This is a genomic window from Priestia sp. TSO9 (assembly GCF_021029645.1).
Lineage (GTDB): Bacteria > Bacillota > Bacilli > Bacillales > Bacillaceae_H > Priestia > Priestia megaterium_E.
In genome coordinates this window covers 824,964-849,384 of the sequence record NZ_JAJEKD010000015.1, presented here as the reverse complement: position 1 = coordinate 849,384, position 24,421 = coordinate 824,964, and the positions used below count along the sequence as shown (strand labels likewise).

General features: G+C 39.3%; 29 protein-coding genes, 1 pseudogene and 1 riboswitch. Of the genes and pseudogenes, 18 read left to right on the top strand and 12 right to left on the bottom strand.

The features are described from left to right. The first annotated feature begins 69 nt into the window (after positions 1–69). Positions 70–321 carry a hypothetical protein gene (locus LJC66_RS19625; protein WP_230933382.1) on the top strand — a complete coding sequence of 84 codons (252 nt, stop codon included), beginning with the start codon at positions 70–72 and terminating at the stop codon, positions 319–321. 79 nt (positions 322–400) lie between these two features. Here the strand turns inward: LJC66_RS19625 and LJC66_RS19620 are convergent, their stop codons facing one another. Together LJC66_RS19620 and LJC66_RS19615 are read right to left on the bottom strand one after the other, a co-directional pair. Continuing rightward, complete coding sequence (locus LJC66_RS19620) at positions 401–1,645, bottom strand: MFS transporter (RefSeq protein ID WP_230933381.1); 1,245 nt, start codon at positions 1,643–1,645, stop codon at positions 401–403. Continuing rightward, positions 1,642–2,385, bottom strand: a complete 744-nt coding sequence (locus LJC66_RS19615) for a MerR family transcriptional regulator (RefSeq protein WP_230933380.1) — start codon at positions 2,383–2,385, stop codon at positions 1,642–1,644. The genes LJC66_RS19620 and LJC66_RS19615 overlap by 4 nt, the downstream gene beginning before the upstream one ends. 83 nt (positions 2,386–2,468) lie before the next feature. Here LJC66_RS19615 and LJC66_RS19610 point away from each other — a divergent pair, with 83 nt between their 5' ends. After that, entirely contained in the window at positions 2,469–3,149 is a 681-nt protein-coding gene (locus tag LJC66_RS19610; RefSeq protein WP_230933379.1) for a CPBP family intramembrane glutamic endopeptidase, read from the top strand. 231 nt (positions 3,150–3,380) lie between these two features. Continuing rightward, positions 3,381–4,343 (top strand): annotated as a pseudogene (locus tag LJC66_RS19605) (aldo/keto reductase). 36 nt (positions 4,344–4,379) lie between these two features. Here the strand turns inward: LJC66_RS19605 and LJC66_RS19600 are convergent. Then, the gene (locus LJC66_RS19600; protein WP_013084526.1) at positions 4,380–4,766 is read right to left on the bottom strand and encodes a MerR family transcriptional regulator; all 387 of its coding nucleotides are present in this window, start codon (positions 4,764–4,766) and stop codon (positions 4,380–4,382) included. Positions 4,767–4,951: 185 nt separating this feature from the next. On the opposite strand from LJC66_RS19600, the gene LJC66_RS19595 reads away from it, so the two are divergent. Next, positions 4,952–5,122 (top strand): hypothetical protein, encoded by a 171-nt coding sequence (locus LJC66_RS19595; protein WP_195696161.1) that lies wholly within the window; start codon positions 4,952–4,954, stop codon positions 5,120–5,122. Positions 5,123–5,202: 80 nt separating this feature from the next. Continuing rightward, positions 5,203–5,343, top strand: coding sequence for a hypothetical protein (locus tag LJC66_RS19590; RefSeq protein WP_230933378.1), 141 nt, complete (start codon positions 5,203–5,205; stop codon positions 5,341–5,343). A gap of 18 nt (positions 5,344–5,361) precedes the next feature. On the opposite strand, the gene LJC66_RS19585 is transcribed toward LJC66_RS19590, so the two are convergent. Further along, positions 5,362–5,556, bottom strand: coding sequence for a hypothetical protein (locus LJC66_RS19585; protein ID WP_230933377.1), 195 nt, complete (start codon positions 5,554–5,556; stop codon positions 5,362–5,364). Positions 5,557–5,779: 223 nt separating this feature from the next. Here LJC66_RS19585 and LJC66_RS19580 point away from each other — a divergent pair, with 223 nt between their 5' ends. From LJC66_RS19580 to LJC66_RS19565, 4 genes are all read left to right on the top strand, one after another. Beyond that, positions 5,780–6,301 carry a hypothetical protein gene (locus LJC66_RS19580; RefSeq protein ID WP_230933376.1) on the top strand — a complete coding sequence of 174 codons (522 nt, stop codon included), beginning with the start codon at positions 5,780–5,782 and terminating at the stop codon, positions 6,299–6,301. Positions 6,302–6,365: 64 nt separating this feature from the next. Beyond that, on the top strand, positions 6,366–6,884 hold the full coding sequence (locus LJC66_RS19575) for a GNAT family N-acetyltransferase (RefSeq protein WP_195696163.1): 519 nt from the start codon (positions 6,366–6,368) through the stop codon (positions 6,882–6,884). A gap of 2 nt (positions 6,885–6,886) precedes the next feature. Then, a complete protein-coding gene (locus LJC66_RS19570; RefSeq protein ID WP_230933375.1) occupies positions 6,887–7,369 on the top strand; it encodes a DinB family protein in 483 nt (160 codons plus the stop codon). Further along, positions 7,353–7,520, top strand: a complete 168-nt coding sequence (locus LJC66_RS19565) for a hypothetical protein (protein ID WP_195696165.1) — start codon at positions 7,353–7,355, stop codon at positions 7,518–7,520. The genes LJC66_RS19570 and LJC66_RS19565 overlap by 17 nt, the downstream gene beginning before the upstream one ends. Positions 7,521–7,531: 11 nt before the next feature. Here LJC66_RS19565 and LJC66_RS19560 read toward each other — a convergent pair whose 3' ends face one another. Together LJC66_RS19560 and LJC66_RS19555 are read right to left on the bottom strand one after the other, a co-directional pair. Beyond that, positions 7,532–8,173: a pyridoxamine 5'-phosphate oxidase family protein gene (locus LJC66_RS19560; RefSeq protein ID WP_230933374.1), complete on the bottom strand. Its 642-nt coding sequence runs from the start codon at positions 8,171–8,173 to the stop codon at positions 7,532–7,534. Between the two features lie 124 nt (positions 8,174–8,297). Further along, positions 8,298–8,552: a hypothetical protein gene (locus tag LJC66_RS19555; protein WP_230933373.1), complete on the bottom strand. Its 255-nt coding sequence runs from the start codon at positions 8,550–8,552 to the stop codon at positions 8,298–8,300. Between the two features lie 299 nt (positions 8,553–8,851). On the opposite strand from LJC66_RS19555, the gene LJC66_RS19550 reads away from it, so the two are divergent. Both LJC66_RS19550 and LJC66_RS19545 read left to right on the top strand, forming a co-directional pair. Beyond that, entirely contained in the window at positions 8,852–9,862 is a 1,011-nt protein-coding gene (locus LJC66_RS19550; RefSeq protein WP_195696167.1) for an aldo/keto reductase, read from the top strand. A gap of 196 nt (positions 9,863–10,058) precedes the next feature. Further along, positions 10,059–10,162, top strand: a riboswitch (purine riboswitch). A 155-nt stretch (positions 10,163–10,317) separates the two neighbouring features. After that, a complete protein-coding gene (locus LJC66_RS19545) occupies positions 10,318–11,196 on the top strand; it encodes a 5'-methylthioadenosine/S-adenosylhomocysteine nucleosidase (protein WP_195696168.1) in 879 nt (292 codons plus the stop codon). Positions 11,197–11,269: 73 nt separating this feature from the next. Here the strand turns inward: LJC66_RS19545 and LJC66_RS19540 are convergent, their stop codons facing one another. Further along, positions 11,270–12,766 carry a gluzincin family metallopeptidase gene (locus tag LJC66_RS19540; RefSeq protein ID WP_230933372.1) on the bottom strand — a complete coding sequence of 499 codons (1,497 nt, stop codon included), beginning with the start codon at positions 12,764–12,766 and terminating at the stop codon, positions 11,270–11,272. Between the two features lie 206 nt (positions 12,767–12,972). Between LJC66_RS19540 and LJC66_RS19535 the strand changes: the two genes are divergently transcribed. Further along, positions 12,973–14,523, top strand: a complete 1,551-nt coding sequence (locus LJC66_RS19535; RefSeq protein ID WP_230933733.1) for an ABC transporter substrate-binding protein — start codon at positions 12,973–12,975, stop codon at positions 14,521–14,523. Positions 14,524–14,689: 166 nt separating this feature from the next. Here LJC66_RS19535 and LJC66_RS19530 read toward each other — a convergent pair whose 3' ends face one another. Next, positions 14,690–15,424 carry a class I SAM-dependent DNA methyltransferase gene (locus tag LJC66_RS19530; protein WP_230933371.1) on the bottom strand — a complete coding sequence of 245 codons (735 nt, stop codon included), beginning with the start codon at positions 15,422–15,424 and terminating at the stop codon, positions 14,690–14,692. Positions 15,425–15,580: 156 nt separating this feature from the next. Between LJC66_RS19530 and LJC66_RS19525 the strand changes: the two genes are divergently transcribed. Next, complete coding sequence (locus LJC66_RS19525) at positions 15,581–16,930, top strand: TcaA NTF2-like domain-containing protein (RefSeq protein WP_195696171.1); 1,350 nt, start codon at positions 15,581–15,583, stop codon at positions 16,928–16,930. A 100-nt stretch (positions 16,931–17,030) separates the two neighbouring features. Here LJC66_RS19525 and LJC66_RS19520 read toward each other — a convergent pair whose 3' ends face one another. From LJC66_RS19520 to LJC66_RS19505, 4 genes are all read right to left on the bottom strand, one after another. Next, positions 17,031–17,756 carry a transition state regulator Abh gene (locus LJC66_RS19520; protein WP_230933370.1) on the bottom strand — a complete coding sequence of 242 codons (726 nt, stop codon included), beginning with the start codon at positions 17,754–17,756 and terminating at the stop codon, positions 17,031–17,033. Between the two features lie 468 nt (positions 17,757–18,224). Continuing rightward, positions 18,225–18,380, bottom strand: a complete 156-nt coding sequence (locus LJC66_RS19515) for a hypothetical protein (protein ID WP_014458731.1) — start codon at positions 18,378–18,380, stop codon at positions 18,225–18,227. Positions 18,381–18,524: 144 nt separating this feature from the next. After that, complete coding sequence (locus tag LJC66_RS19510; RefSeq protein WP_142328714.1) at positions 18,525–18,725, bottom strand: hypothetical protein; 201 nt, start codon at positions 18,723–18,725, stop codon at positions 18,525–18,527. A 22-nt stretch (positions 18,726–18,747) separates the two neighbouring features. Next, positions 18,748–19,266 carry a ferritin gene (locus LJC66_RS19505; protein ID WP_043978529.1) on the bottom strand — a complete coding sequence of 173 codons (519 nt, stop codon included), beginning with the start codon at positions 19,264–19,266 and terminating at the stop codon, positions 18,748–18,750. Positions 19,267–19,547: 281 nt separating this feature from the next. Between LJC66_RS19505 and pgaC the strand changes: the two genes are divergently transcribed. The 5 genes from pgaC to LJC66_RS19480 all read left to right on the top strand — a co-directional run bounded on the left by pgaC (position 19,548) and on the right by LJC66_RS19480 (position 24,415). Next, entirely contained in the window at positions 19,548–20,804 is a 1,257-nt protein-coding gene (gene pgaC / locus LJC66_RS19500; protein ID WP_098249058.1) for a poly-beta-1,6-N-acetyl-D-glucosamine synthase, read from the top strand. Further along, the gene (gene pgaD / locus LJC66_RS19495) at positions 20,762–21,223 is read left to right on the top strand and encodes a poly-beta-1,6-N-acetyl-D-glucosamine biosynthesis protein PgaD (RefSeq protein WP_098526172.1); all 462 of its coding nucleotides are present in this window, start codon (positions 20,762–20,764) and stop codon (positions 21,221–21,223) included. The genes pgaC and pgaD overlap by 43 nt, the downstream gene beginning before the upstream one ends. Continuing rightward, the gene (icaB, locus tag LJC66_RS19490) at positions 21,220–22,086 is read left to right on the top strand and encodes an intercellular adhesin biosynthesis polysaccharide N-deacetylase (RefSeq protein ID WP_230933369.1); all 867 of its coding nucleotides are present in this window, start codon (positions 21,220–21,222) and stop codon (positions 22,084–22,086) included. The genes pgaD and icaB overlap by 4 nt, the downstream gene beginning before the upstream one ends. Before the next feature lie 380 nt (positions 22,087–22,466). Further along, entirely contained in the window at positions 22,467–24,182 is a 1,716-nt protein-coding gene (locus LJC66_RS19485; protein ID WP_230933368.1) for a putative bifunctional diguanylate cyclase/phosphodiesterase, read from the top strand. Between the two features lie 83 nt (positions 24,183–24,265). Further along, entirely contained in the window at positions 24,266–24,415 is a 150-nt protein-coding gene (locus LJC66_RS19480; RefSeq protein ID WP_230933367.1) for a hypothetical protein, read from the top strand. Positions 24,416–24,421 lie beyond the last annotated feature (6 nt).

The following is a 24,421-nucleotide window of genomic DNA, read 5'->3' as shown; positions in this document are numbered from 1 at the left end:
ATGTAAGGTGTCATACAAAAAAAGAAGTATATGGTAAAATTTGAAGAGTAGAAAGGGAAGAGGGATGCATTGATTAAAAAAGGATTTATAGCAGGAATCGTGATGGTCGGGATTGTTCTTGCTCTTGCTTCTTTTACAGGGAAGTGGAGCTATCTCTATTTTGTGTCAGGCACAATGGGGGCAGTATCGCTCGTTTTAGCTTTGGCATACCTTATTGACAGTATCGTGCTAGGAAGTACAGGCACATTCTTTTCAGCCAAAAAGACGCGCAAGGTGAGCCGAGTTGAAGATGCAAAACGGTTGCGGTACCGAACGTATTAGCTGCTTTGATTTATGTAGCCGGTGGTTGATGAACAGAAGTCTAAAAAAACAGCTTGAGGTACAACCTCAAGCTGTTTTTTTATGCGTCAATCTGAACGTTTCCTTCCCGTTTATCACGCAGAGGCATCACCATACTCACAAATCCAACGACTACTACGATGATTGCCGCCGTTAAAAAAGTCGTCTGAGCCCCTGCAAGCTTTACGATCATGCCTCCAAGAAGAGGAGCAGTAAGTAAAACGGCACTCGTTAAGGTGTTGATGAATCCGTACACTTTTCCGAGGTGTTCCTTGTCGCTGTAGGTTTGAACGATATAGTTAAACAGCAGTAAATTAAGCCCAACTCCGGCCCCTCCAATAGGTGCAGCAATCAAAATGAAATAGGGTGACATAACGGCTGGATTAAAGCAGCTAATGAAAAATAAAGAACTTCCAAATAGAAGCAGGCCGAGTGATAAAAGTCTAAATGGATGGTGAACCTGTTTTTTTCTATTAAGATACATTCCTGTTGCTAGCGCTCCCAGCCCGATTCCAGAAAGCAGCCAGCCGAGCATTTCCGGATGGTGAGGCAGCACATCTCGTAGGAAGATGCTGATTTGAGCGTCAACAAGCATGACTACAAAATACGAAAGGTGAAACAACATAACGGCGCGTAAAAGGATTGAGTGCTGAAAAACGATTTTCCAGCCGTTTGAGTACGTTTCTTTCAGTTGATGGGAAGAACGAGCAGCTTGCCCTTGAATGTTTTTACCTGCTTTTTTAAGTGAAAACAGCACACCAATAGAAATCATACAAGCTGCGGCATTAACTAAAATGCATGCTTTTGGCGTTGTGAACGTCAGCGCGGCGGCTCCGAGAAACGGCCCCACAACTTTGGCAATTTGAAACATAATGTTTTGTAAAGTAGAGGCCTGCAGCAGCTGCTCTTCTTTGACCACTTCTCGAACGTAAGCCAGCTGTGCAGGCACTTTCATAACAGAACTCATCGAGCGCAGCGTCAGCACCGTTAGTGCCAAAAGCGGTTCATTTGTGAAAAATAACAGACATGTGAACAGAAGACGGACTAGTTCAGACAAAAACATCAGCTGTACTTTATCATAGCGGTCCGCTAAATTTCCTGCTGCTTGACTTAGCAGGATGCTAGGCAAAGCGTACGCGACAGGAATAAGCGTAATCCAGAGGGAATTTGCGTGCCACACGTATGTAAAAAGCGTTATCACCGCAAACATATCAAATAAATCTCCGAAGCTTGCTGCGGTGCTTGAAATAAATAATCTTTTATAAGAAAAATTAGCAAACAGCTTTTCTTTTCTCAATACCTTCATTCCTTTACGTGTTGTTCGTAAAAAATAATCGCATCTTCAATAAATTGAAGGACTTCGCTGTCAATAGGGTAGAGATTAAGTGAACTTGATGCCTCAGGAGATTTGCGAATATCCCAAAAAGTTTCTTCTAAAGCGGTATGCTGCCCAAATAGTTCAGCTGATAAAAGCAGAATATCTGCTGCAATCAGCTGCCCATCTTCAGATTGAGGTGCACGCTGATGCTTTAAGCAAAGCTGAATTCGCTTTATCATGCTAATCCATTTATCGGCACTCGCATTCTCCATTTTAGGCAAATCATGCTGCAGAATCTTGCTTTCTTCTAATGAAAGCGAAAGCAGATCAGTCCAGCTGCTCTTGGCATTAGTTTCATTGTCAACTAAAGGAAGGAGCTGCTTCCAGTTTAATTCACCTTCTATTTTTATACTGTTGCGAAGCGTGTGGGTGTGTTCTAAAGCTCGCTGAATTTCTGAAGCTTTTTGCTGAAGTTTTTGCTGATGAATCCCTAGAAGTTTATCAATACTTACTTGATGAAGAATAAGTTCAATATCTCGCAAAGGAACGGCTAAGTTTTTTAAAAGGGTAATTTTCTCTAGTGTGACTAAGTCCGTTTCTGAGTAAGAGCGCTTTCCATTTTCTGATTTTGACGATGGATGAAGCAAGCCAATTTGATCGTAGTAACGAAGCGTACGCACCGTGAGGCCTAATTTTTTAGCGGCTTGCCCCGTAGAAAAATAAATCATGTTTAATCCCTCCAAAAAAATGCTTGCAGGTAACGTTACGTCACCTTTTACACTGAATATATGTAAAAGGGAGGCGAAGTAATTTGAAACAAAAAAATCAAGGATTATGGACCATAAAATCATTCGTAATTATGCTGGTCGTCACGTTTGTTGGTGTGCCTATTTTAATTGAAGGCATATTGCAGGATGCTTTGCATTCCCTGTTTAAAAATGATCTTTATGCTGGAACAGCTACTGGGTTTGTTATGGCAGCTGTGTTTTTATCAGCTCTGTATGGACTGATGGTTCAGACTGGTGATAGAAAAATTGGTTTTCAATCGTTTTCAAAACGGCACTGGCCGCGCATTCTTTTTTGGCTTTTTGTGCTGATCTTAGGAAGTGTGGCAATTGTTGTGCTAATGGAATGGTTTGGTATGACGTATGAAAATAAAAAAACAGCCAGTTTACAGCATGACCTGTCGCTGTTTTCATTTATACTTGCTTTTGTTTCAGCCGCTGTAATCTCACCTTTTTATGAAGAGATTATCTACCGAGGATTTTTTTATACATGGCTGAAACGTAAAGGAGGAATTGTGTTTGGATTGGCGGGAAGTTCGTTTATCTTTATGCTGGTGCATATTCCAACGTACAATACCTTGCCCGTTAACTTCTTATCGGGTATCGTGTGCGCGTGGGTGTACGAAAAAACAAAGTCGCTGCTTCCAAGTATGATCATTCACGCTTGTTTTAATGGAATCGCCGTTATTTTAACAGCGTCAGCTTAATGTAGTTTCGATAACGAGTAAGCTATGATTTATCTTACCATATTATGTCTAATTAAGAAGCGAATTACAAAAAATAAGCGGAAATGAACCCAAAAACTGCTAGAAGCACTGCCTGTTCCTAGCAGTTTTTTATGTATGCACGCAAGCTTAAGGCTTGTCTTAAAGTGGACGTTAAGATGTATGATAAGAAAGAGTGAGAGTGAAGACAGCCATAAAAAGGAGAGGGTATCGATGCAATATCGAAAGCTTGGAACAACAGGTCTGGAAGTATCAAATTTATGTCTAGGCACAATGGCGTTTGGACGATGGATTGACGAAAAAGCGTCGGCAGCTATTTTACATAGCGCCATTGAAAACGGCATTAACTTCATTGACACAGCCAACTATTACGGAAAAGGGCAGGATGAAGAGTTTAGATATGGCACAGGGGAATCGGAAGAAATTATTGGACGTGCGTTAAAAGGAAAACGAGATGATGTTGTGCTTGCAACAAAAGTCGGCATTGCCGTAGGAAAAGGCAAAAATGATAAAGGTCTTTCACGCACACATATTATGAGAGAAGTGGATAATCAGCTGCGACGACTGCAGACGGACTACATTGATCTTTATCAAGTTCATCTTTTTGATCACCATACACCTATGGAAGAAACGCTTCGCGCGCTCGATGATTTAGTTCGTCAAGGCAAAGTTCGTTATATTGGCTGCTCCAATTATGCCGCGTGGCAAATTGCAAAGTCTCATCATATTAGTGACAAAATGAATCTTGAAAAATTTATTTCCGCTCAGCCTCAGTACAATCTTCTCTCTCGTGAAATTGAACAAGAGCTGCTGCCGTTTAGTCAATCTGAAGGTGTAGGCGTTATGGTATACAGTCCGTTAGCGCGCGGCATGCTTTGAGGAAAATATAAAACATCAAATGACGTGCCGCCAGAAAGCCGCGCTGCGCATGGTGAAAAGCTGCTGCGAAACTACTTTACAGACCAAAACTTTCAGCTGGTGGAGCAGTATCGCAAGTTAGCAGAAACAAATGAAGTAAGCTTGTCTCAGTTTGCTCTTTCATGGGTATTGAATCAGCCCGCTGTAACGTCAAGCATTATCGGAGCTAGTAAATTGCACCACGTAACAGATGCGGTTGAAATCAGCGATTGGACATGGTCAGAAGAGCTGTTGAATACCGTAAATTCACTGTATTAATAAAAAGTCCGCAGGTGCACCTGCGGATTTTTGTGTTTAAATTTTAATTTCCTTTTGCGTTAATTTTGCTTCTAGTGAGTCGTACAAAGCGAGCTTATAGTTGATTTGTTCAAGGTATTTAAAAGTTTTGGCCATTTCTTCTTCCACCGCTTCTTTGTGCTGAAGCATCATGTTTTTTCGTTCTTTAATCGTGCTTTCGCCTTGTTTATAGAGCTCTACATAGCGCTTGATTTCTGCAAGCGGCATGCCTGTTGAGCGCAGAGCCAAAATAAAACGGATCCATTCAATATTCGTATCATTATAGAGGCGCTTTCCATTTTCATCACGCTCTACAAAAGGAAGAATTCCTTCTTTTTCATAGTAGCGTAAAGTCGGTGCGGAAAGCCCGGTTTTTTCATTCATTTCTTTCATGCTATAAGACAAGATTGTTCACTCCCACTTATGAATCGTAAAGCTTACTTTAAGGTATATGATAATCGATAGTTGAACGTTTTATCAAATTATTTTCCGTTTATTTAAAAAATATGGAACTTTTATACAGTTTGTCCGTAGTAACAAGTAGATAATAAGAAACTTACTGTAAAAGGTTAAGTAAAGGGGATAGAGTAATGAAAAAAGTAAAATGGATTAGTTTTATCCTGCTGCTGATTTCAAGCGGAGTCTTTTTTATCAATCATCAGTACGTCATTTTACTAGCGGCTTGGACCGTGTACGGAATGGCTTTATCAATCCTGGTTTATTTCTTTTCATATGATATGAGTGATTCAAACAAAGAGTAAAAGGCGTATACGCGTTTCTTATTGTCTTCAAAATAAAAGCAGAAAAAGAAAGGATGGAAGAAATGGGAGAACTTTTTTGAATGATTTTGTTCGGAGCGTGTATTTGGGTGCCGCTAATTTGGAATAAAATTGCGATTGGCAAGCGCATCGCACACGAAGAAAAGAAAGCAGGACGTGATTTAACAGGGGAAATCAATCCGTTTACCGGAGGAAGAATGTAAATAGAGATTAAGACATATCTAAATTAATCCCATTGAAAGACGAGCAAATAGGATAAATGAGCTCATATGAATTGCTTGTGACACCGCTGTTAATTTCCGTGCAAGGCTTCGCTTTCCGCGGGCGGCCGGTGAGCCTCCTCGTCGCTTACGCTTCTGCGGGGTCTCACCTATTCCGCTTTTCCCGCAGGAGTCTTCGCCTTTCCCTCCAATCAACAGCTAGAAGCAGCTACCTACATAAAACTTACATTCAGCCTATCCATAAAAAATCCGAACGAATTTAATTCTCTACCAAGAATCTCAATGCATCGTTCAAATTTCCCTACCACTAAAATACGTTTGTCTCAGCCTCTTCATTAGTAAAGAAAACGATAGTTTAATTTTGTTATTAATAGTATAATTAACCATATTTACTTTAAATAGAAAGGTTGATGAAAAAGTGTCAACACTCTTTTTGGTCGGCATGATACTTGTGCTGGCGATGATTATTTTTTCACGTACGCTGTGGGTGCCGAGCGGAGTGGTAGAACGTCTCAGCAAGAAAAAGTGGTTTCAAAATCACTGGCTGAGCGGAGGCTATTTGTTTGGCATTAATGCTTTATATTTTGGTACTACAATATTTTTACTCTATCTTCTTATGTTTACAAATATCCCTTATCTACATATTGTTCTTATGTTTTTAGCGACGATTGTAAGTATTTTCACGTGGAGCGCCTTTAGTGCAGCATGGACAGGGTCATTTAAAAACCGTCTTAAAATGGCTTTAACAGGAAGCAGCTTTTACTTGATAGTGGCATTGATTATGGTGATCCAGTGGCTAAGCGTTAAGCCTCTGTATCCCAATGAAGATACGTTTATGCGAGCTTTAGGGTGGATGCTTGGCTTTTTCGTTTCAGCCGTCGCTTTTAGTATATGTTTTATCTTCACTGCTTTTCTTGGAAAACGTTCAGCACGTGTATAAGGATATCATCTGTTTATTAACGTTCTTTTCTAGTTAACTACTATTGACGAAAGTAGGGGTAAACGTGATTCGAGAAATTTCAGCTTCCGATGCAGCCGCTTTTTTAGCGTTAAATAAAGAGCTTGATAAAGAAACAGCATATATGCTGTACGAGGAAAATGAGCGTGCGACTACGCTTGAACAGCAAAAAAAAATGATTATAACTTTTTTAAAGATGCCGAACTCGACCATATTAGTGGCGGAACAAGACGGCCAGCTCGTCGGACATCTATCTGTGATTGGCGGAAGCGTTAACCGAAAAAAACACAGCGCATACTTAGCTGTTGGCGTGCTTCAATCTTACGGAAACCGGGGCATCGGCACTTCGTTGTTTAAAGAAATGGAGAGATGGGCAGCGCAGAGCGGCATTAAACGAGTGGAGCTAACGGTGATGACCCACAATGAACCGGCCATTTCGCTGTATAAAAAAATGGGTTTCGAAATAGAAGGGAAAAAAGTATGTTCACTAGTTGTAGATGAAAAATCAGTCGATGAATATTATATGGGGAAGGTTTTTGAAAAAACGTGCTTAAAGGAGAAATGAACATGGAAACGACGATTGTTCAGTTAAATGAATGGGTGATAAAGCTTCCTAAAAAGCTTGAAGTATTCTCTGAAGCAGCGGCGTCAAACCGTCCTGCTCCTAAGAAGTGGTCACCGAAAGAAATTGTGGGGCACTTATGTGACTCAGCCATTCACAATTTGCAGCGGTTTATCAATGTGCAGCATGAAAAAATACCTTTGGTCCTGACGCCTTACAAACAAGATGAATGGGTAGAACTGCAGCACTATCAAGCTACGCCCATGGAAGAAATAGTTGCCCTATGGCGCAGTTTAAATAAGCAAATTGCTTCCGTTCTTTCGCATATACCAACAGAAAAGCATATGTATCAATTCAAATTAGAAGATGGAAACTTCGTTTCGCTCCAGTGGTTGGCTAAAGATTATATTGCTCATTTAGAGCATCATATTAAGCAAATTGACGCCCAACTGCCGCTAGGAGGCAAAGAGGATGAAAAAAGAACATAAAAAAGAAGAATCTCAGGTGAAAGTAGATTTTAGAACAGGCCGCGCCTATGGTGATCATGAATACATAGGAAGTTCGAAAAAAGGCCTGCTTCTTGCTTTGTTACCAGTTCTAATCATTGCCGGAGGTATACTGTTTCTGATGGTAAAATGACAAAAGCCGCATTATAGCGGCTTTTTTTCATAGAGGTGCTGAGTTTTGCTTTCTTCGGGATTGTTGCGGCTTTCTAGGGTGGAAAAGCCTGCGTGTTCTGCGACAATTTTAGCTGCGGAAGGAAGCGTTTCGACTCTTTCCCAAGATTCTGGATCCCACAGCTTTGATCGCTTGAATGCTTTGCTGCAGTGGAGAAAGCATTCTTGTACTTCAACGCTGATAGCGAGCAGCGGAGTTTTATTGTGAACCGCCATGGTTTCAAGCAGCGCTTTTTCTTTTACAATGCAAGCTTTGCCGTTAATCCGCAGCGTTTCTTCTATGCCTGGAATTAAAAAAAGCAGCCCTATTTGAGGATTAGATAAAATATTTTCCAATGAATCTACTTTTTGATTGCCGCGCCTCTCTGGAATCAATAGTCTCTTCTCATCGACGACTTGTACAAAACCAGGGTGATCCCCCCGCGGAGAACTGTCGCAAATTCCTTTATAATCAGCTGTAGCGATGATAACAAAAGGGGAATGTTTAATAAATTCCCGGCAGTGTCGATCTAAATAAGAAATTATTTTTTGATGCGCCAATTTGTTAGGCGCTCCGACTATACGGCGAAGCTCTTCCTTCGTTTTTACTTGTTCTTTAAAGTGACTGTTTTCCATTCCTTTTTTCACTCCTACAGTTTGCGTATACTGAAAATACCATTTTTATATATGAAATACTATGTTTTTATATTTAAAAAACAGAAAAATCAGTATATTAAAAAGAAGTAGAAGCATGGTAACGCTAATTTCGGTCTTTTTTTAAGTTTTTGATTGCGTTATCAAATATGTCATTAACCGTTTTCATATGTTCACTGACAAGATGGTCGGAGTCTTTTTCTCTCTGGCGCATGTCTTTTAACAAATCATCCATATCATCTAGCAAACTTTGAAAATACTCATCTTTTTGTTCTTCTTTCATTGTGGAATTATCCATTTCATCAAGCTTATCGAGCTTATCTTCAATTTTTTTGAAGTATTCATCTCTCAAGAATCTCACCTCATTTATAAAGTAGCTTTCTGCTTATTGTATGCACAATGTTTGTTTGCATGAGTAAGAAGTAGAAAGTACATAAATAAAAGGAGAGTCTGAAAAGCTCATTTGCTCCTTAGTAGGTTACTTTTTAGTTCCCATATTACTTTGAAGTGCGTACTTTTTTTTATTGTGTATATGCTTCATAATAAATTTTGTCAGGGGATAATAATCACATTTAATGAATAGATCAGTCATTGGGTTTACCCTCATACTGACAAATTTCTAAAATAGAGTTAACACAAATTTCAGGAGGTTTTATGAATATGAGAGAAATACTGCAAGGAAAACTAGGGTTTGGAACGGCACCACTGGGCAATATGTATCGTAATATTCCAGAAGAAGAGGCCATCGCAACGGTCGATGCTGCTTGGGAAAGCGGAATTCGCTACTTTGACGCAGCCCCTCTTTACGGAGCTGGTTTAGCGGAGATGCGCCTTGGTGAAGCACTATCAAAAAGAAATCGCGATGAGTATGTGCTAAGTACAAAAGTAGGTCGCGTTATTTCAGATGAACTAGAAGACACATCTTCACGTGATATGGGAGAAAAAGGCGGACTTTTTGAATTTGGCCGTAAAAATAAAATTATCAATGACTACAGTGCGGATGCAACTCTTCGTTCGATCGAGCAAAGCTTAAACCGTTTAAAAACAGATCGCTTGGACTTCGTGTATATTCATGATGTCGCGCAAGATTTTTATGGAGATGAGTGGGTAGGACAATTTGAGTCTGCTCGAACGGGCGCATTTCGTGTGCTTACACGCTTGCGTGAAGAAGGAGTTATTAAAGGATGGGGACTTGGAGTAAACCGAGTAGAGCCAATTGAAATCATGCTGGAGCTGGAAGAAGCAAAGCCGGATGTATCGTTGCTAGCTGGCCGTTACACGTTATTAGATCATGAGCGTGCGCTGCAGCGAGTAATGCCCGAAGCCGTAAAGCATAATATGGACATTGTTGTCGGCGGACCATACAGCTCAGGCGTTCTTGCTGGAGGTACGCACTTTGAATATCAAAAAGCATCTTCGGACATTATGGCAAAAGTAGAAAAAATTAAAGCTATTGCAGATCGTCATCAGATCAGCATTAAGGCTGCTGCTGTCCAGTTTTCACTGGCTAATCCAGCGGTTGCTGCTGTTATTCCCGGTGCTAGTCGTCCAGAGCGTATTGCCGAAGACAAAGCGGCATTAAACACAGTAATTCCGGCAGCCTTCTGGGAAGAAATGCGTGAACAGAAACTTGTAGCTCCTCATGCACCGCTTCCACTTAACGTGAAGTGAAGGCAGAACGATAAATATGGGTTTTCAGTAAGTATAAAAAGTGTCTCGAAGTTTCGGTTTTGAGACACTTTTTTTGTATTGAGGTAGAAATTGACAAAAGATTAAGTGGCTTTCAATCATAAAAACGAACATTTTAACGATTTTTTAATTAAAATATTCGTTTTTTATTGAATAACCATTTTGTATTTGATACATTTAAAAAGTGAAAAATATTGCTCGTATATGCTTGGAAATATGGTCTGAGTGTCTCTACCTGGTTCCCATTCAAAGAACTGGACTACGGGTTAAAGTGTAAAAATGTTCGGTTTATCAGTATATAAATGTTATTCCGTGCTTAACTTCTTATACTTTGACTCTAAAAAGCTTAGAAAATCAAAAGTGTTCTAGGTTTTTTCTTTTGTCCAATCATCGAGTGTATGAAACAGCAAAACGAAATGGAGTGAAAGTAATAATCTATGAAAAACAAGGTGTTAAAATCAGGAATTTTATTGGGGATTAGTATGATTCTATTACTATCTGTACTTGCCGGGTGTAATTCAGCTTCAAAAAAGGAAGCCGGAGATAAACAGAAGCAGAAGCCTATTATTGTTCAAGGGCCGATGCCGATAGAAGCGCAGAAATTCGCTAAAAAATTAGAAAATGTAAAAGAAGAAAAGTCAGGGAATTTTGTTTTTTACAAAGGAACTGTTGATAATTATCCAGTCATCGTAGTTAAAACGGGAAAAGGAATGGAAAACACGGCAGCTGCTACAGCGATAGCTATAGAAAAATACCATCCTAGAGCAATTATCAATCAAGGAACATCAGGCGGACATGATGAAAATCTGAACGTGTTTGATATTGTGTTAGGAAAGCGAACAACGAATATAGGCTCTTTAAAAACAGAAGATAAAAAAGAAGGCGAAGGAATGGACCCTGCTGCTTGGAAGCCCATGGATTTAATGGCTTCTGAAGGAAGTGCTGGAGAAGATCCTGATGCTGAAAAAGCTCGCTATTATGAAGGAGATAAGAAGTTACTGGCGGCTGCAAATGCAGTAAAAGATACATATAAAAAAGGAAAAGTGGTTGAAGGAACGATAGGATCAGCGGACACGTGGAATAACGAAGTGGATCGAATTAAGTGGTTCCATACTAAGTACGGCACGTCTGTAGAAGAAATGGAAGGCGCGGCGGCAGCACAAATCGCAGGAAGCTATGACGTTCCATTCTTAGGTATCAGAGTGCTATCTAACAACAAAGTAAACGGTGGAAAATATAATCCAAACACAGCAGCAGCTTGCCAAGACTATGTTTATGAAGTAATTAAACATTATATTAGCACAAACGCTAAGTAAATCTTTCTTTAAAAAAGCATCAAAGCTTTTGTTTCTCTAACAAAAGGCTTTGATGCTTTTTTTGATGGCAAATTTAAAGTTTGTATAACCCTTCATATTTTTTCGTCAAATAATTAATTAACGGCTGAGCATCAATTCTACCTATAGAAAGGCTCGTTAAGATCTCTTTTGGCGTTTTTAGTTTTCCATACTGGTGGATATGCTGTTTTTGCCAGTCTGCTATAAGCGATAGATTTTGACTCGAAATGATTTCATCAAAGTCAGGATGGTCTTTGATTATGGATTCTCTTAGCTGAGCTGCATAAATAAAGCCTAGATTGTAGGAAGGGAAGTAGCCAAACGCTCCACCGTACCAGTGACCGTCCTGTAATACCCCGTCACGGTCTGTTTTTGGTTTGATTCCTAAGTACGCTTCATATTTTGCATTCCATGCGGAAGGAAGGTCCGAGACGCGAAGCTTGTCAGCGAATAAATCTCTTTCTAGCTCGTAGCGAATGATAATATGCAGCAGATAGGTAAGATCATCTGCTTGCAAACGAATGAGAGAAGGTGTGACTTCATTTAAAGCAAAGTAAAGAGTTTCAAATGAAATATCACCGTAGATCGCAGGTTCTAACTCTTTGAATAAGTGAGCGTGATTTCTCCAGAAGCCTTCGTGTTTTCCAATGATACGTTCCCAAAAAAGAGACTGAGATTCATGCAGTCCCATAGACGTGTACGCGCCTAACCCTGTGTCAAGCAAGTCAGAGCTAATTTGCTGGTTATAGATAGAATGTCCGCCTTCATGTAAAAACATAAAAGCTGCCAGTTTTACATTGTGTTCGTCGTATCTTACTGCAAGCCGTGCGTCTTGCGAGTGAATGCCTGCACTGAACGGGTGGGTCGTGATACCGATTTGGCCAGACTTAAAGTTATAGCCAATAGCAGTGAGAAGGTGTTTTCCGAGCTTCTGCTGATTTTCGATTGAAAACGGCTTGCTGATAAATGATGTATCATGTGTAACCGAAGAGCGTTTAATTTTTGTCAGCAAAGGAAGAATAGCATCTTTAATTTGTTGAAAAAGCGAATCGATGGTTTCATTAGAAACGTCGGGCTCATATTCTTCTAAAAGCTGTTCGTAAGGAGCGAGGTGAGGATTACGGTAATCCGCAAATCTTTTATGCGTATGAATCAGCTGCTGCAGGTTGTCTTCGACGAGCTTAAATTCATTTTGCTCTCTAGCCTGTGACCAAAGAGCATGAGTAGAAGCTTTTAAAACGGAAAATTGATGATAGTCTTCCAGTGGTACAGCGGAAAGTTTTTGATAGATGTTCCAATAGTGCTGTACTTGTTTTTGCTGTAGTTGATTTAGATTGTGTTCTTGAAGATGCTGCAATTCTTTTGCGAAGGCTGGATCTGTTTGCAGCAGGTAAAGCTCTTTTGAAAGCGTGCCTTGAATGGTTGCATGCTGCTTTTGGCTATTAAGAGGAGCGGATGTTTTTGCGTCCCATGATAGAAGAGATAAAGCTTGCTTGTAGTGTTCAATCGTTGCAATATGTTCTTTAGTATGAAGACGGATGGCAGAGTTCATAATATCCTCCTTTAGATAAAATACTTTACTTATAAACATACTAAGAATTAAGAATTGAAACAAGATAAATTGAATCAGTAATTGCAAAGAAACAGTTTAATTTTGCTAATTTCACAAACAAATGGAAAGGTGGTAGGATGGTTTATATTCCTACTAACCTTACGAAAATAGTAGGTTTTCAAAAAGCGATTTTAACTATTGGGGGAATGACGTTGAAAAAGGTTAAGTTGAAATGGTTATTATTTATTGTGATTGCTTTATTTGCTGCGGGGTGCAGTAATAATCAAGCAAGCTCAGAGAATAAAAGTACCAGTGCCGCTCGAAAAGACGGAGGTACGCTAAACATTGCGTTTCAAAGCGAGCCAACAACTTTAGATCCTCAGATTACTGGGAATTCTTCGGTTAAAGATGCGGCGCGAAATATTTACGAAGGACTTGTTATTTTTGATAGTAAAGGTAATGTAGAGCCTGATTTAGCAGAAAAAATTGATATCAGCGATGATAAAAAAGTCTACACGTTTCAGCTGCGAAAAGGCGTAAAGTTTCATAATGGAAAAGAAATGACAGCAGACGATGTAGAAGCTTCGATTAACCGCTGGATTAAGCTGTCTTCACTTGGCAAAACAAACTTTGTTGGTGCACAAGTCAAAAAAACGGGAGACTACACGGTTGAGCTTCATTTGAACACACCGAATGTGAATACGCTGGCCCTGCTAGCAGATCCGATTCCGGCGGCCGCTATTTTTCCAAAAGAAATCATCGAAAAAGCACCTGCTGAAGGAGCTACTGAGTTCGTTGGCACAGGTCCATTTAAAGTGAAAGAATGGAAGAAGAATCAATATATCACGTTAGAAAGATTTAAAGATTATTCTTCGAAAGGACGCAAAATCAAAAAGACTCCTCACGTAGATGAAACTAAAATTAGCTTTTTAAGCGATGAATCTACTAGAATTTCAGGCATTACAGCCGGACAGTTTGACATTGCATTAGGTATTTCAAGCGACAATGCAGCTCAAATTGAAAGTACGCAAAATGTTAAAAACAAGCTGGCTCCAGGCGGATTTATTGGTTTATTTTATAACACGCAAGAAGGGTTCTTTAGCAATTTAAATGCTAGAAAAGCTGTAAATGCCGCTATTAATGCAAAAGATATTTTATCAAGTTCATATGGCGATTCCGATTATTATGAACTGACTTCATCGATTGTGAATAAAAAATTTCCGAACTATTACAGTGAAGCAGGAAAAGAAGAGTACAATCAGCATGATGAAAAGAAAGCAAAAAGCTATTTAAAAAAGGCTGGATACAGCGGGCAGGAACTGCGTCTTTTAACGTCACGTGATTATCAAGATCAGTACAATACGGCTGTTATTGTACAGCAAGAGCTTGAAAAAATCGGTGTGAAAGTAAAGCTGGAAGTGTATGACTGGGCAACTTTTACTGATAAAGTAAATGATCCTAAAGCATGGGATATTTATCCCGTAGACTGGGCGGCGCGTTCAACCATTTTCCAAGGCTTTTGGACGTCAGGAGGAGCTCCGGTTGAAAAGTCAACGAAATACTTAGATAAAATCAAAGCCGCTGCTTCTGTAGAAGATGCACGACCAGCTATTGATGCTACGCAAAAATACGTATGGGATGAGCTTCCGTTTACGTTAATTGGCCATAAAGTCAATATTAACGCCGTGTCTACACAAGTAAAAGGCTATGATTTTAACTTAGGCCCTGTATTTTATAACGTGAGCGTGACTAAATAACATACGCTAAGTTTAAACAAAAAACGGTTTTATACGAAGAAAGTTAGGAAAGAATCTGGGACAAAAGTAGTTTAGTTGAAGGGAAATCCGAACGATGAATTGAGATTCTTGATAGGGAATCCAACGCGTTCGGATTTTTTTATAGTTAGGGTGAACGAAGTTTCATTTATCTGTTCTTCACGCCGCTCATCAGTAAAAACAACGGAATACGCATTCGACGCTCGTAAGTTTCAGCGCTGTCGAAACGTTCTTTTTGAGGACATGCTTCTTTTAAATTTGTAACGGTGAATCCGCTTTGCTGCATCAAAGAAAAGTACTCTTCAAGCGTGCGATGATACTTTTGAACGTATCCGCCCATCCAGTGCTGCTGACGAAATCCCATTGAGAAGTAGTTATCCACCGTCCAGTTTGTGCGCAAAGCAGAAGGCTGCAAAGTGGAAGTAATGACTGGATGTTCCGCAGAAAAAATAAATCTTCCTTCAGGTTTGAGTGCTTGATTCACTTTAATGAAAATGGAGGCTAAGTCTTCCACGTAGTGGAGGGACAGTCTTGCAGTAACCAAATCGTATTCTGTGCGTGGTGGAGTATAATGCTCCATCGATTCATGAAGCACTCTTGCATTTGGATAGTTTGAAAGCTGTTGCTGAGCCGCGTTTATCATATTAATAGAGCCGTCTACTCCCGTATAAGAGAAACACCCTTTTGCAAGAAGCTCCGCGCCAAATCCAGCGTTTCCGCACCCTAAGTCTAAAACGTTTGCATGTGCAACATCACCTAGAAGCTGTAAAATAGCCGGTTTTTCAATCGTATCGTTGGCATTTTCTTTTTGCTGCCGGCGTTTTGTATAGGCCAAAAACGTCTCGTCATTATCGTAAAATTCAGCTCCTGTTGAGATCTTCAACTAAATCAGCCTCCTCTATGCAAAGTATCTTATTATAATCACATATTCAAATTATTTACAATTATTTTGATAGATATGGAAACAGTGTTTTATTTTAGTATAATTGTAGTGTTAATAAATCGTTCTGTGTAACTAGAGAAGAAAAGAGGAGAAGTCATGAAACGTTCCACTATAAGCGTCAGTGTGATTAGTATTCTGCTGTTGGTTAGTTTACTTATAAGCGGCTGTCAGCAAAATGAGGTATCTTCCCGCGACGAAAAAGAAAGCATCACTTCAAGTGTTCAACATCCTGAACAAAAAGAAAGCGCTATTCACTCATCGGAGCAAAATGATGATAAGGAAAAGGGCAACCATCAAAAGTCAAGCACTCCTTCAACAAGTACTACAGCTTCTGCTAAAGATGAAATCAACGTATCCACCCCTACAAAACAAACGGCTAATGTATTAATCAAGTCATATTTGCAAGGTTTAATAAAAGGAATTAACAACGGTTCTTTTAAAGAAGTAAACAGCTATCTGGTGAAAGGAAGTTCTCTTTATAAAGATCAGCAGTCTTTAATTAGTCATTTACATGGCAAAGGAATTCAAGAAAGAGTAGTAGATTATGAAGTGGTTGACTTTAAAAAAGCAGGCTCTGCTTATGATATCCAAACTCATGAAGTGATTATGATTGTTCAGCCTAATGGTTCAGAAACGATAAAGGAGTATGATTGGGTATATTCAGCCGTATGGTCGGGCGATCAATTACGCTTAAAGGATATCTCTAATGCAGGGAACACTGCTTCAATCAAAGCATCAGCACCATCGACGCAAAACAGCGGAAACTATGACGGAGAATGGTCAAGAGATATTCATCATCAAGAAGCAGGATTAACTATCACTAATTCAACAAGCGGCTCTTTTGATTTTACACTAGGTGCAGTATACGGTGCGAATGCAGGAGGAATAGAAGGAAAAGCAGAGGTGGAAGGAAATAAAGCGATTTATAAAGACACGGAAGAAGCTACGGAATGCATACTAAACTTCACGTTAAATCAAAAAGAAATCAAAATTGATGCTACTGCAGGCTGTTCCTATTACGGCGGGTTAAATGTTTCTTTTGACGGCACGTATAAAAAAGGAAAGATCACAGAACATACGAAGACCTTATCAGAACTCGATATCCTTCCAAGTGAACAGGATGAAAATGTGAAAAAACTTGTAGGAAATGACTACGAAACGCTTGTTGATAACTTTCAAATCGTCCATGAAGAAAAAGATTTAGACGACTTAGGAGCGACAGCGCTATCAGGTGGAGTAACCGGTTTGTACACGCTTATGGAAGGGATCATTGAGTATGATAAGCAAGGTTATTATTATGTAGCGTTAATTGTTGACAGTGACAAAGTAAAATTCTATACGAATAATCCCGCATATCGAGATCGTATCACACTCACAGTAAAAGAGTGGATGAGCCGTTTTAGCGATTATCCAGTAGAGACAATATATAAAGAAATAAAAAGATAAGTCTAAAAGCTAAGAGTTGAGTATAGAAAGAGTCAGTCTATGCATAACTCTTAGCTTTTGCTTTGAAGTCGTAGGAAACCATTTGTTTTTGGCGTCGTTCTTATTTCAGTAATTTTTCAACAATTGCTGCGTCTATTTGCTGAGATAATACGCTGCTAATCTCTTTTTCATTCTCCACTTTTTCTAGAATGAGCTGCTTATTACCTGTCTTGATTTTTAACATTTTACCTGAGTGGATGGAGAAATCATCTCGCAGCTTTTTAGGAATAGTAAGTCGAAAACGGTCATCAATTTTTCGAGATTGAGCCGTAAATGTTAAAGTCGTTTTCTTACCAAAATTCATTTCATATTTTTGAATCACAATGTTATTTTCTTTGTTAATAAAAAATTGAACCTCCATGTTTGCATCCAATTCGACGGACGTTAAAAGTTCAGAAGTGAGCTGAATCTGCCGGCCGGTTAATGTTGCATAATAAGGAGGAGACACCGCAGGTTTTTGTGAAAGCGCTATCGATTTTTCGTCTCTTTTTTTCATAACAATTTGCTGTTCTACCACGTATAGTTCTACATAATCAAAGGGCTTAAGTTCATAGTCATCTCGCAGGGATCTTGGAATGACTATTCTACCCATATGGTCAATTGTTCGAATGAAGATATGAGAAGGAACCGGGACATTTTCATCATGATGATCGATAATAATCCAATCATCACAGCTCCGTAAAAAAACTTTGTCGTTCGTCTCGAGTTTTGTTAGTTGCATAAACAAAGAAGGAAGCGATACTCTTCCCATTTCGTCAATTATACACTCTTCTTTTTTTGTACGCATCTTGCTACTTAATCCTTTCTAAAAACATTTTAGATGGGGTATGTTACTTAAACTACACAGCATTTATTTCTTTGTCAAATGAAGCAAATGAGTATTTATTCATTCTACAGATTGAGAAATACAGGAAGTTTGACCTCATTCATTAGATGCACAGCTGTCCCGTGTAAATGGTCATCATCTGTAGAACACAGTTAATCTGTTAATTAGAAAAGCATAGAATAAAAGCGTTTTTCTTTCTTTTGATTTTATTGTCAGAAACAAAGGTTTAAAAAGGAGCTTCCTTCCTTTTCTAAAGAGTAGGTTTTTTATTAACAAAATCCAGCCGGATTTACGCTGAATGATGAATAGATTTATGCATATTAAGTCGAGAAAAAAATTTCAAGCGGAGCTTTTTTACTTGTTTTGAAGAGCAGTTATAGTTGAAGAATAAAGAAAAAAGCTCAAAGCAATGAGCTTTGAACAAATTTTTTATCGTTTTTCAACCAGCAGTAAGATGAAGGTAGCAAGCGGTCCTAAAGCAAGAGATAATAAGAACCAGTTCAGACCCGTTCGATTTTTACCTTGCGCTAATCCGGCATTAATTAAAGCCAGCGTTCCCCATCCTACAACGTATTGATTATCCATATGACACCCCGCTAATAATTGTTTCTTTATTTGATTAACAAAACCTATATTAGCATAAATATCCATATTTTTGATTAGGATTCCTGAATTAGGGTAGAGAAACGGTGAATTTCTTCAAGAAGCAAAATTCTTATTTTCCTCAACTTAGTGAAGGTAGTAGTGAATAAGAGAAGGGTGCACGTAGTAGACGTGAACATATTGAGGCCGATGATAGTGAAGCTGATGCATATATTGATTCATAAGCCTTTGAATGGCGTCATACACATTGGGCGGATAGCCATAATAGCCGTGATGAATACCAACTCGAAACAAGGAAACGGGCGTCGTGTTATTGGCTCTGCACATTGTTCTACACTCTTCTGCGCTTTTAACCTTGCGCAGCTGCTCCACCCGCTGGTGCAGCTTTTCGCTGTCCTAGTTCTTGATCGAGTATGAAAATAGCTGCAGGGTTATTTTGGGCGATTTTTAGACGGTCTACAATCGTTTGAGCTTGGGCTTCTTCGTCGACTTGCTCTCGTAAAAAGTCCTGCACGATGACTAATGTTTGAGGGTCATTCGCTTGGCTTATAAATTGAAACGCTTGACGATAAGAATTCGTGACGAACTTCTCATGCTCCAATACTTTTTGAAACGTTTCTAACGGTGACCCAAACTCACTTGGCTGAGCAGGCAAAGAGCTTAATTCTACCGTTCCGCCGCGGTCAACTAAGTAGTCAATAAGTTTTAGCATATGAGTGCGTTCTTCTTCAGACTGCAGACGCAGCCAGCTGCCCATTCCTTTATAGTTTAATCGATTCATATAGTTAGACATAGCTAGGTATAAAGTCGAAGAGACGTGTTCAAGTTGAATTAAGTTATTGAGCAGTTTTTGAATTTGTTCGTTCATAGTTGTTATTCCTCCTTAGGGAAAAGGGTTCTGTCGTATACTATCTGCAATCATCACGCTTTTAATCTACAAAGATACTATATGTCACTTCTTTAAGTAGGTAACTTGCCCATCTTTTATTGGTGCTTCTTGCTTACATTTAAGGGTTGTATAATATAGGAATAAAAGTAGTTTAAAAGTATCTTTTTTTAGATGGTTAAAATTACTATGTTCTATTTAACCAATTTAGTGATAAAATTGTCACTCTGTGCAATTTTAATTGGTGTGAAGGAGTCAGAAAAATGAATATGCAACACGTATTAATACCTGGATTTGAAAAGCTTGCGAGCTTTGTTTTCTGGTATCCATTTATTATGTCTTTATTTTGGATTGCAGGCACGCTTATTTACATACGCTATCGCGACCGAGATCCTAAAGTTGATTTTTCAACAATTGACTGGCCGTTAGTGAGCTTTTTAGTGCCTTGCTATAACGAAGAAGAGACGATTGAAGAAACGCTTAAGCACCTTTTGGCGTTAGATTATCCGTCTAAAGAAATCATCCTTATTAACGATGGCAGTACGGATGGAACAGCTGCTATTTTAAAGGAAATCAGCAGAAATCACCCTGAAGTTCGTGTAATTCAGCTTTATGAAAATAAAGGAAAAGCCAACGCGTTACATTTAGGTGCGCACGCATCTAAAGCTGAGTTTTTAATCTGCTTAGATTCCGACGCTATTTTAGATCAAGACGCTCCGTATTATCTAATCCATCATTTTCTTCATAAAGGGGAACGGCTGGGAGCCGTTACCGGAAATCCGCGCATTCGAAACCGTAATACGCTGCTGAGTCGCATTCAGCTAGTTGAGTATTCTTCTATTATCGGTTCTATTAAACGAACACAGCGAATTTTAGGAAAAGTAATGACGGTCTCAGGTGTAGTAGTGGCTTTTCGAAAGAAAGCACTTGTGGACGTCGGACTGTGGGATCGTGACATGATTACGGAAGATATCGCCGTGAGCTGGAAGCTGCAGCAGCGCTTTTGGGATATCCGCTATGAACCGCGCGCATTGTGCTGGATGCTTGTGCCCGAAACCCTAAAAGGAATTTGGAAGCAGCGAGTACGCTGGGCTCAAGGCGGACAAGAGGTAATGCTTCGCCACTGGAAAGTGTTATTAAAATGGAAGCAGCGCAGAATTTGGATTGTATACTTAGAGCAGTGGATCAGTACCCTTTGGTCATTCGCATGGCTGTTTGTGACTATCATGCTGCTTGTTACGGCGAGCAGCCCTCAAGACATGCTGTTTTGGTTTACGTTTACTTCATTTTCCCTTGTATTTATGAGCTTAATTCAGCTGTTTATTGCGCTGAAAATTGATTCAAAATACGACAACGTGAAGCGGTATTACGTATGGGCTGCATGGTACCCAGCGCTTTACTGGATTGTGAATACGATTGTGGTAGTGGGCGCATTTCCTCGTGCTATCAGATCTAGAGTGAAGGGAGGCTATGCTACATGGAGCAGTCCAGACCGCGGCTTAACGAAGAGCAAATCATGATTCAAGCCAAACAGCCTCTTGCCCGATTAGTGATAAGCATCATTATTTCATCTGTTTTTTGGCTGTATTGTGCCATTGTTCTTTGGTTTTTCCTTTCAGCTGTTATCGGCGTAAATGACCGTTACAGCGGGGTATTAAAAATTGCGTTCAAAACGACGAACGGCGAAATTCGAACATTTTTAGTAATTGGACTCGCTATTTTTTGCTTCTTTTTCCTGGCTCTGTTTTTATGGAGATCCTACAACAAAAAGAGATTTGGAAGCTTAAACCGACGAAAAGAGCCGGCGTATACGAGTATTAAAGATTTAGAGCGTCTTGAGCTTTTATCCAAGGATCAAATTCAAGAGCTTCAGCGTGCACAGTACATCGAGTTTGATGTTAATCCGTTAAAACATACTGAAGAGAGGAAGCACGCATGAAGAAATATGTATTCTTTCTTTTGATTGCGGCATCGGTAGTTGGTTTTGTTTTCTTTAAAGTAGTGAACTGGGAAGACAAGGCGAAAGCAACAACGACCGTGGAGCCAGCGCTTGAGACGAACGGATGCTTAGGCTTAAATTATCATCGCGTGCGCAAGCATAATTGGTTTAACCGAATTGTCAGCTCAGTTACAAAGTCTGACGAACTAACAGAGTACAGCGTCTACAGCAATGATTTTGAACATCAGTTAAAAAAGCTGAAGGAACTTGACGCTACGTTTGTTACGCCAAAAGATATTGAAACGTATCAGCAAAAAGGCACGTTTCCAAAACGCTGCGTTTGGATTTCATTTGATGATATTGACCGTACCGTGTATCAAAACGCGTTTCCAATTTTGAAAAAGGAAAACATTCCGTTTACGCTATATGTAATCGCAGGACAAGTGGGAGAAGAGGACTTTCAAAATTTAAACATGGCTTCGTGGAGTCAGCTAAAAGAAATGAAAGACAGCGGCCTTGCGACAATCGGTTCGCATACATATGATATGCACCGTTTAGAAGAAGACAAGCCTTTATTTCTGACGCCTGCTAAATACAGCGCGTTTGCTGAAGATTTACGAAAAAGCAAAGAAACGATTAAGCAACATTTAGGAGTAGACCCCGTTTACTTTGCATATCCATACGGCAATACAAATGATGACGTAGCTAAGATTGTGAAAGATGCTGGTTTTCACCAAGCAGCTATCCTAGCGCCGCATCTTATTACAAAAGATAACGATCCGTATTATCTGAATCGAATTGTTGTATACAACAAAACCTTTCAAAACCTTATTCTTCCTTGGCTGACGCGTACAAGCTCGTAAGAAGAAAGTGGGAAAAGCCTCTGTTTAAAGCAGAGGCTTTTTTCTTTTTACTATCGAAAGGTATGTCAATTAAGTGAAGAAAGTACACTTTCATTTCTATAAAAATCATTTTAATGGTACCATAGAAAAGTTGTGATAAAAGATATGGATAAACGAAACTATCTATCAATTTTTTTACGAACTTCTTGTAAGAAGTTTGTGAAGGTGGAAAGAGGAAAAGAAGCGATCCTACGCTTGCTATTTTAATAATGTAAGGTAATCGGACAAACCAATTCGTTGTCCGTTGCTAATTAATTTGTATTCATTATTCACGATTCCTCTCTATCATTTCGTCATAGGTTTTGTTTTATCGTTAAAATTTTGATAAAGGTGTATAGGCTATGGAAAACAGGCATTTTGAATATAAATTTAAAGAAGCGCTGAAAAAACTAAATGATATTGAACTTGCGTTAAATGAATCATCGATCGTAGCGATTACGGATAGTCGTGGATTCATCAATCACGTGAACGATAAATTCTGTGAAATTTCTAAGTACGAAAGACATGAGCTTCTCGGTCAGGACCATCGTATTATTAATTCGAAACATCATTCAAGCTTGTTTTTTAAAGAGTTATGGAGCACGATCAGATCCGGTAAGGTATGGCACGGAGAGATAAAAAACAAGGCAAAAGACGGCTCGTACTACTGGGTGGATACAACCATTGTTCCTTTTTTAGATGAGCGGGGCAAGCCGTATCAGTACGTATCGATTCGCAATGATATTACAAAACGAAAAGCATATGAAGAAAAAATTAAGCAAATGGCTTATTATGATCCGTTAACCAATTTACCTAACCGCTACTGGTTAAACAAACAGCTGAAAAAACTGTTTTTAGATGAAGAATCTCCAGAACTGCTGGCTATTTTATTTTTAGATTTAGACCGCTTTAAATCAATAAATGATACGCTTGGCCATCATCACGGCGATGTGCTGCTGAGGCGCGTAGCAGAAAGATTAAAAAAATGTATTCCGTCCTCTGATTTTATCTCGCGGCACGGGGGCGATGAGTTTATTTTAGTGCTGCATACACTAAAAACTGTTGAGGAAATTGAAGAAATGACCGAGCAGATCGTAAAGGAAATGTCGCTTCCTTTTTATATAGACGGAGATAAAGTGCTAACCTCTACAAGCGTTGGCATCAGCTTGTTTTCAAAGGAATGTCAGCAGCATATTATTCCAAAAGACGCAGATGAACTAATCGACCGGCTGATCAAACAAGCAGATATTGCGATGTATGTAGCAAAACGGAATGGACGAAACACATATGAAATGAGTTCGTCTTCATCTAATGAACGAATAATTAAAACAATCAGCATGGAGAATGAGTTAAAGTATGCGTTAGAAAGAAATGAGTTTCAGCTCGTTTATCAGCCGTTAATTGATTTGAAAACGTCTGGTGTGATAGGGGCAGAAGCGCTTATTCGCTGGAATAGCGCAAAATTTGGTACCGTCTATCCAAATGAATTTTTGCCTATTTTAGAAGAAGTGGGTCTAATTGTGCCCGTTGGCAAGTGGGTGTTAGAAGAAGCGTGTAAGCAAATGAAAGCATGGACAGAGCTGAATTCAAAAGCGAGCAAAATAGGAGTGAACGTATCACCTATTCAGCTGAAGTCCTCACGATTCGTAGCGGAGATTGAGCAAATCTTGCAAAAAACAGGTCTTGAGCCGCACTTTCTGGAACTTGAAATCACCGAAAGCGTTATTCAAAACAGTCAAGAATCGAAAAAAGTGCTAAACCGCCTGCGGAGTCTAGGGATAAAAGTGGCGATGGATGATTTCGGAACGTGCTATTCATCCCTTAGCTATTTGAAACACTTGCCGATTAATACGTTAAAAATTGATAAATCATTTATTGACGACTTAGACGAAGTTGGAAAAGTGCTGGTGGAAACGATTATTCAAATGGGAAAGAAACTTAACTTTAATCTCACTGCAGAAGGAATTGAAAACGAAGAACAGCTGCAGTTTGTGACGGACCAAGGCTGTCATATCGGTCAAGGCTATCTATTTGATAAGCCGCTTTCTCCTGAGGGAATGAGCCGTTTGTTGAAATGAAGGAAAATCCTATGTACAGAAAGAAGCTCTTTAATAGAGCTTTTTTTTATGGTTTTTAATCGTATGTAAGGAGTGAGAAAGTCGTGAAAGAGTACGTTGGAATCTGCACGATATGTCAAAAGAACGTGTACTGTTTAGAGGGATTTTTAAACGGTGCGGTTGTTGAAGGGAAGCTTGTGTGCTTTGCGTGTGAAGAAGAGGAGAAGCGTGACTCTTATAGAAACAAAAACTAGCTACCC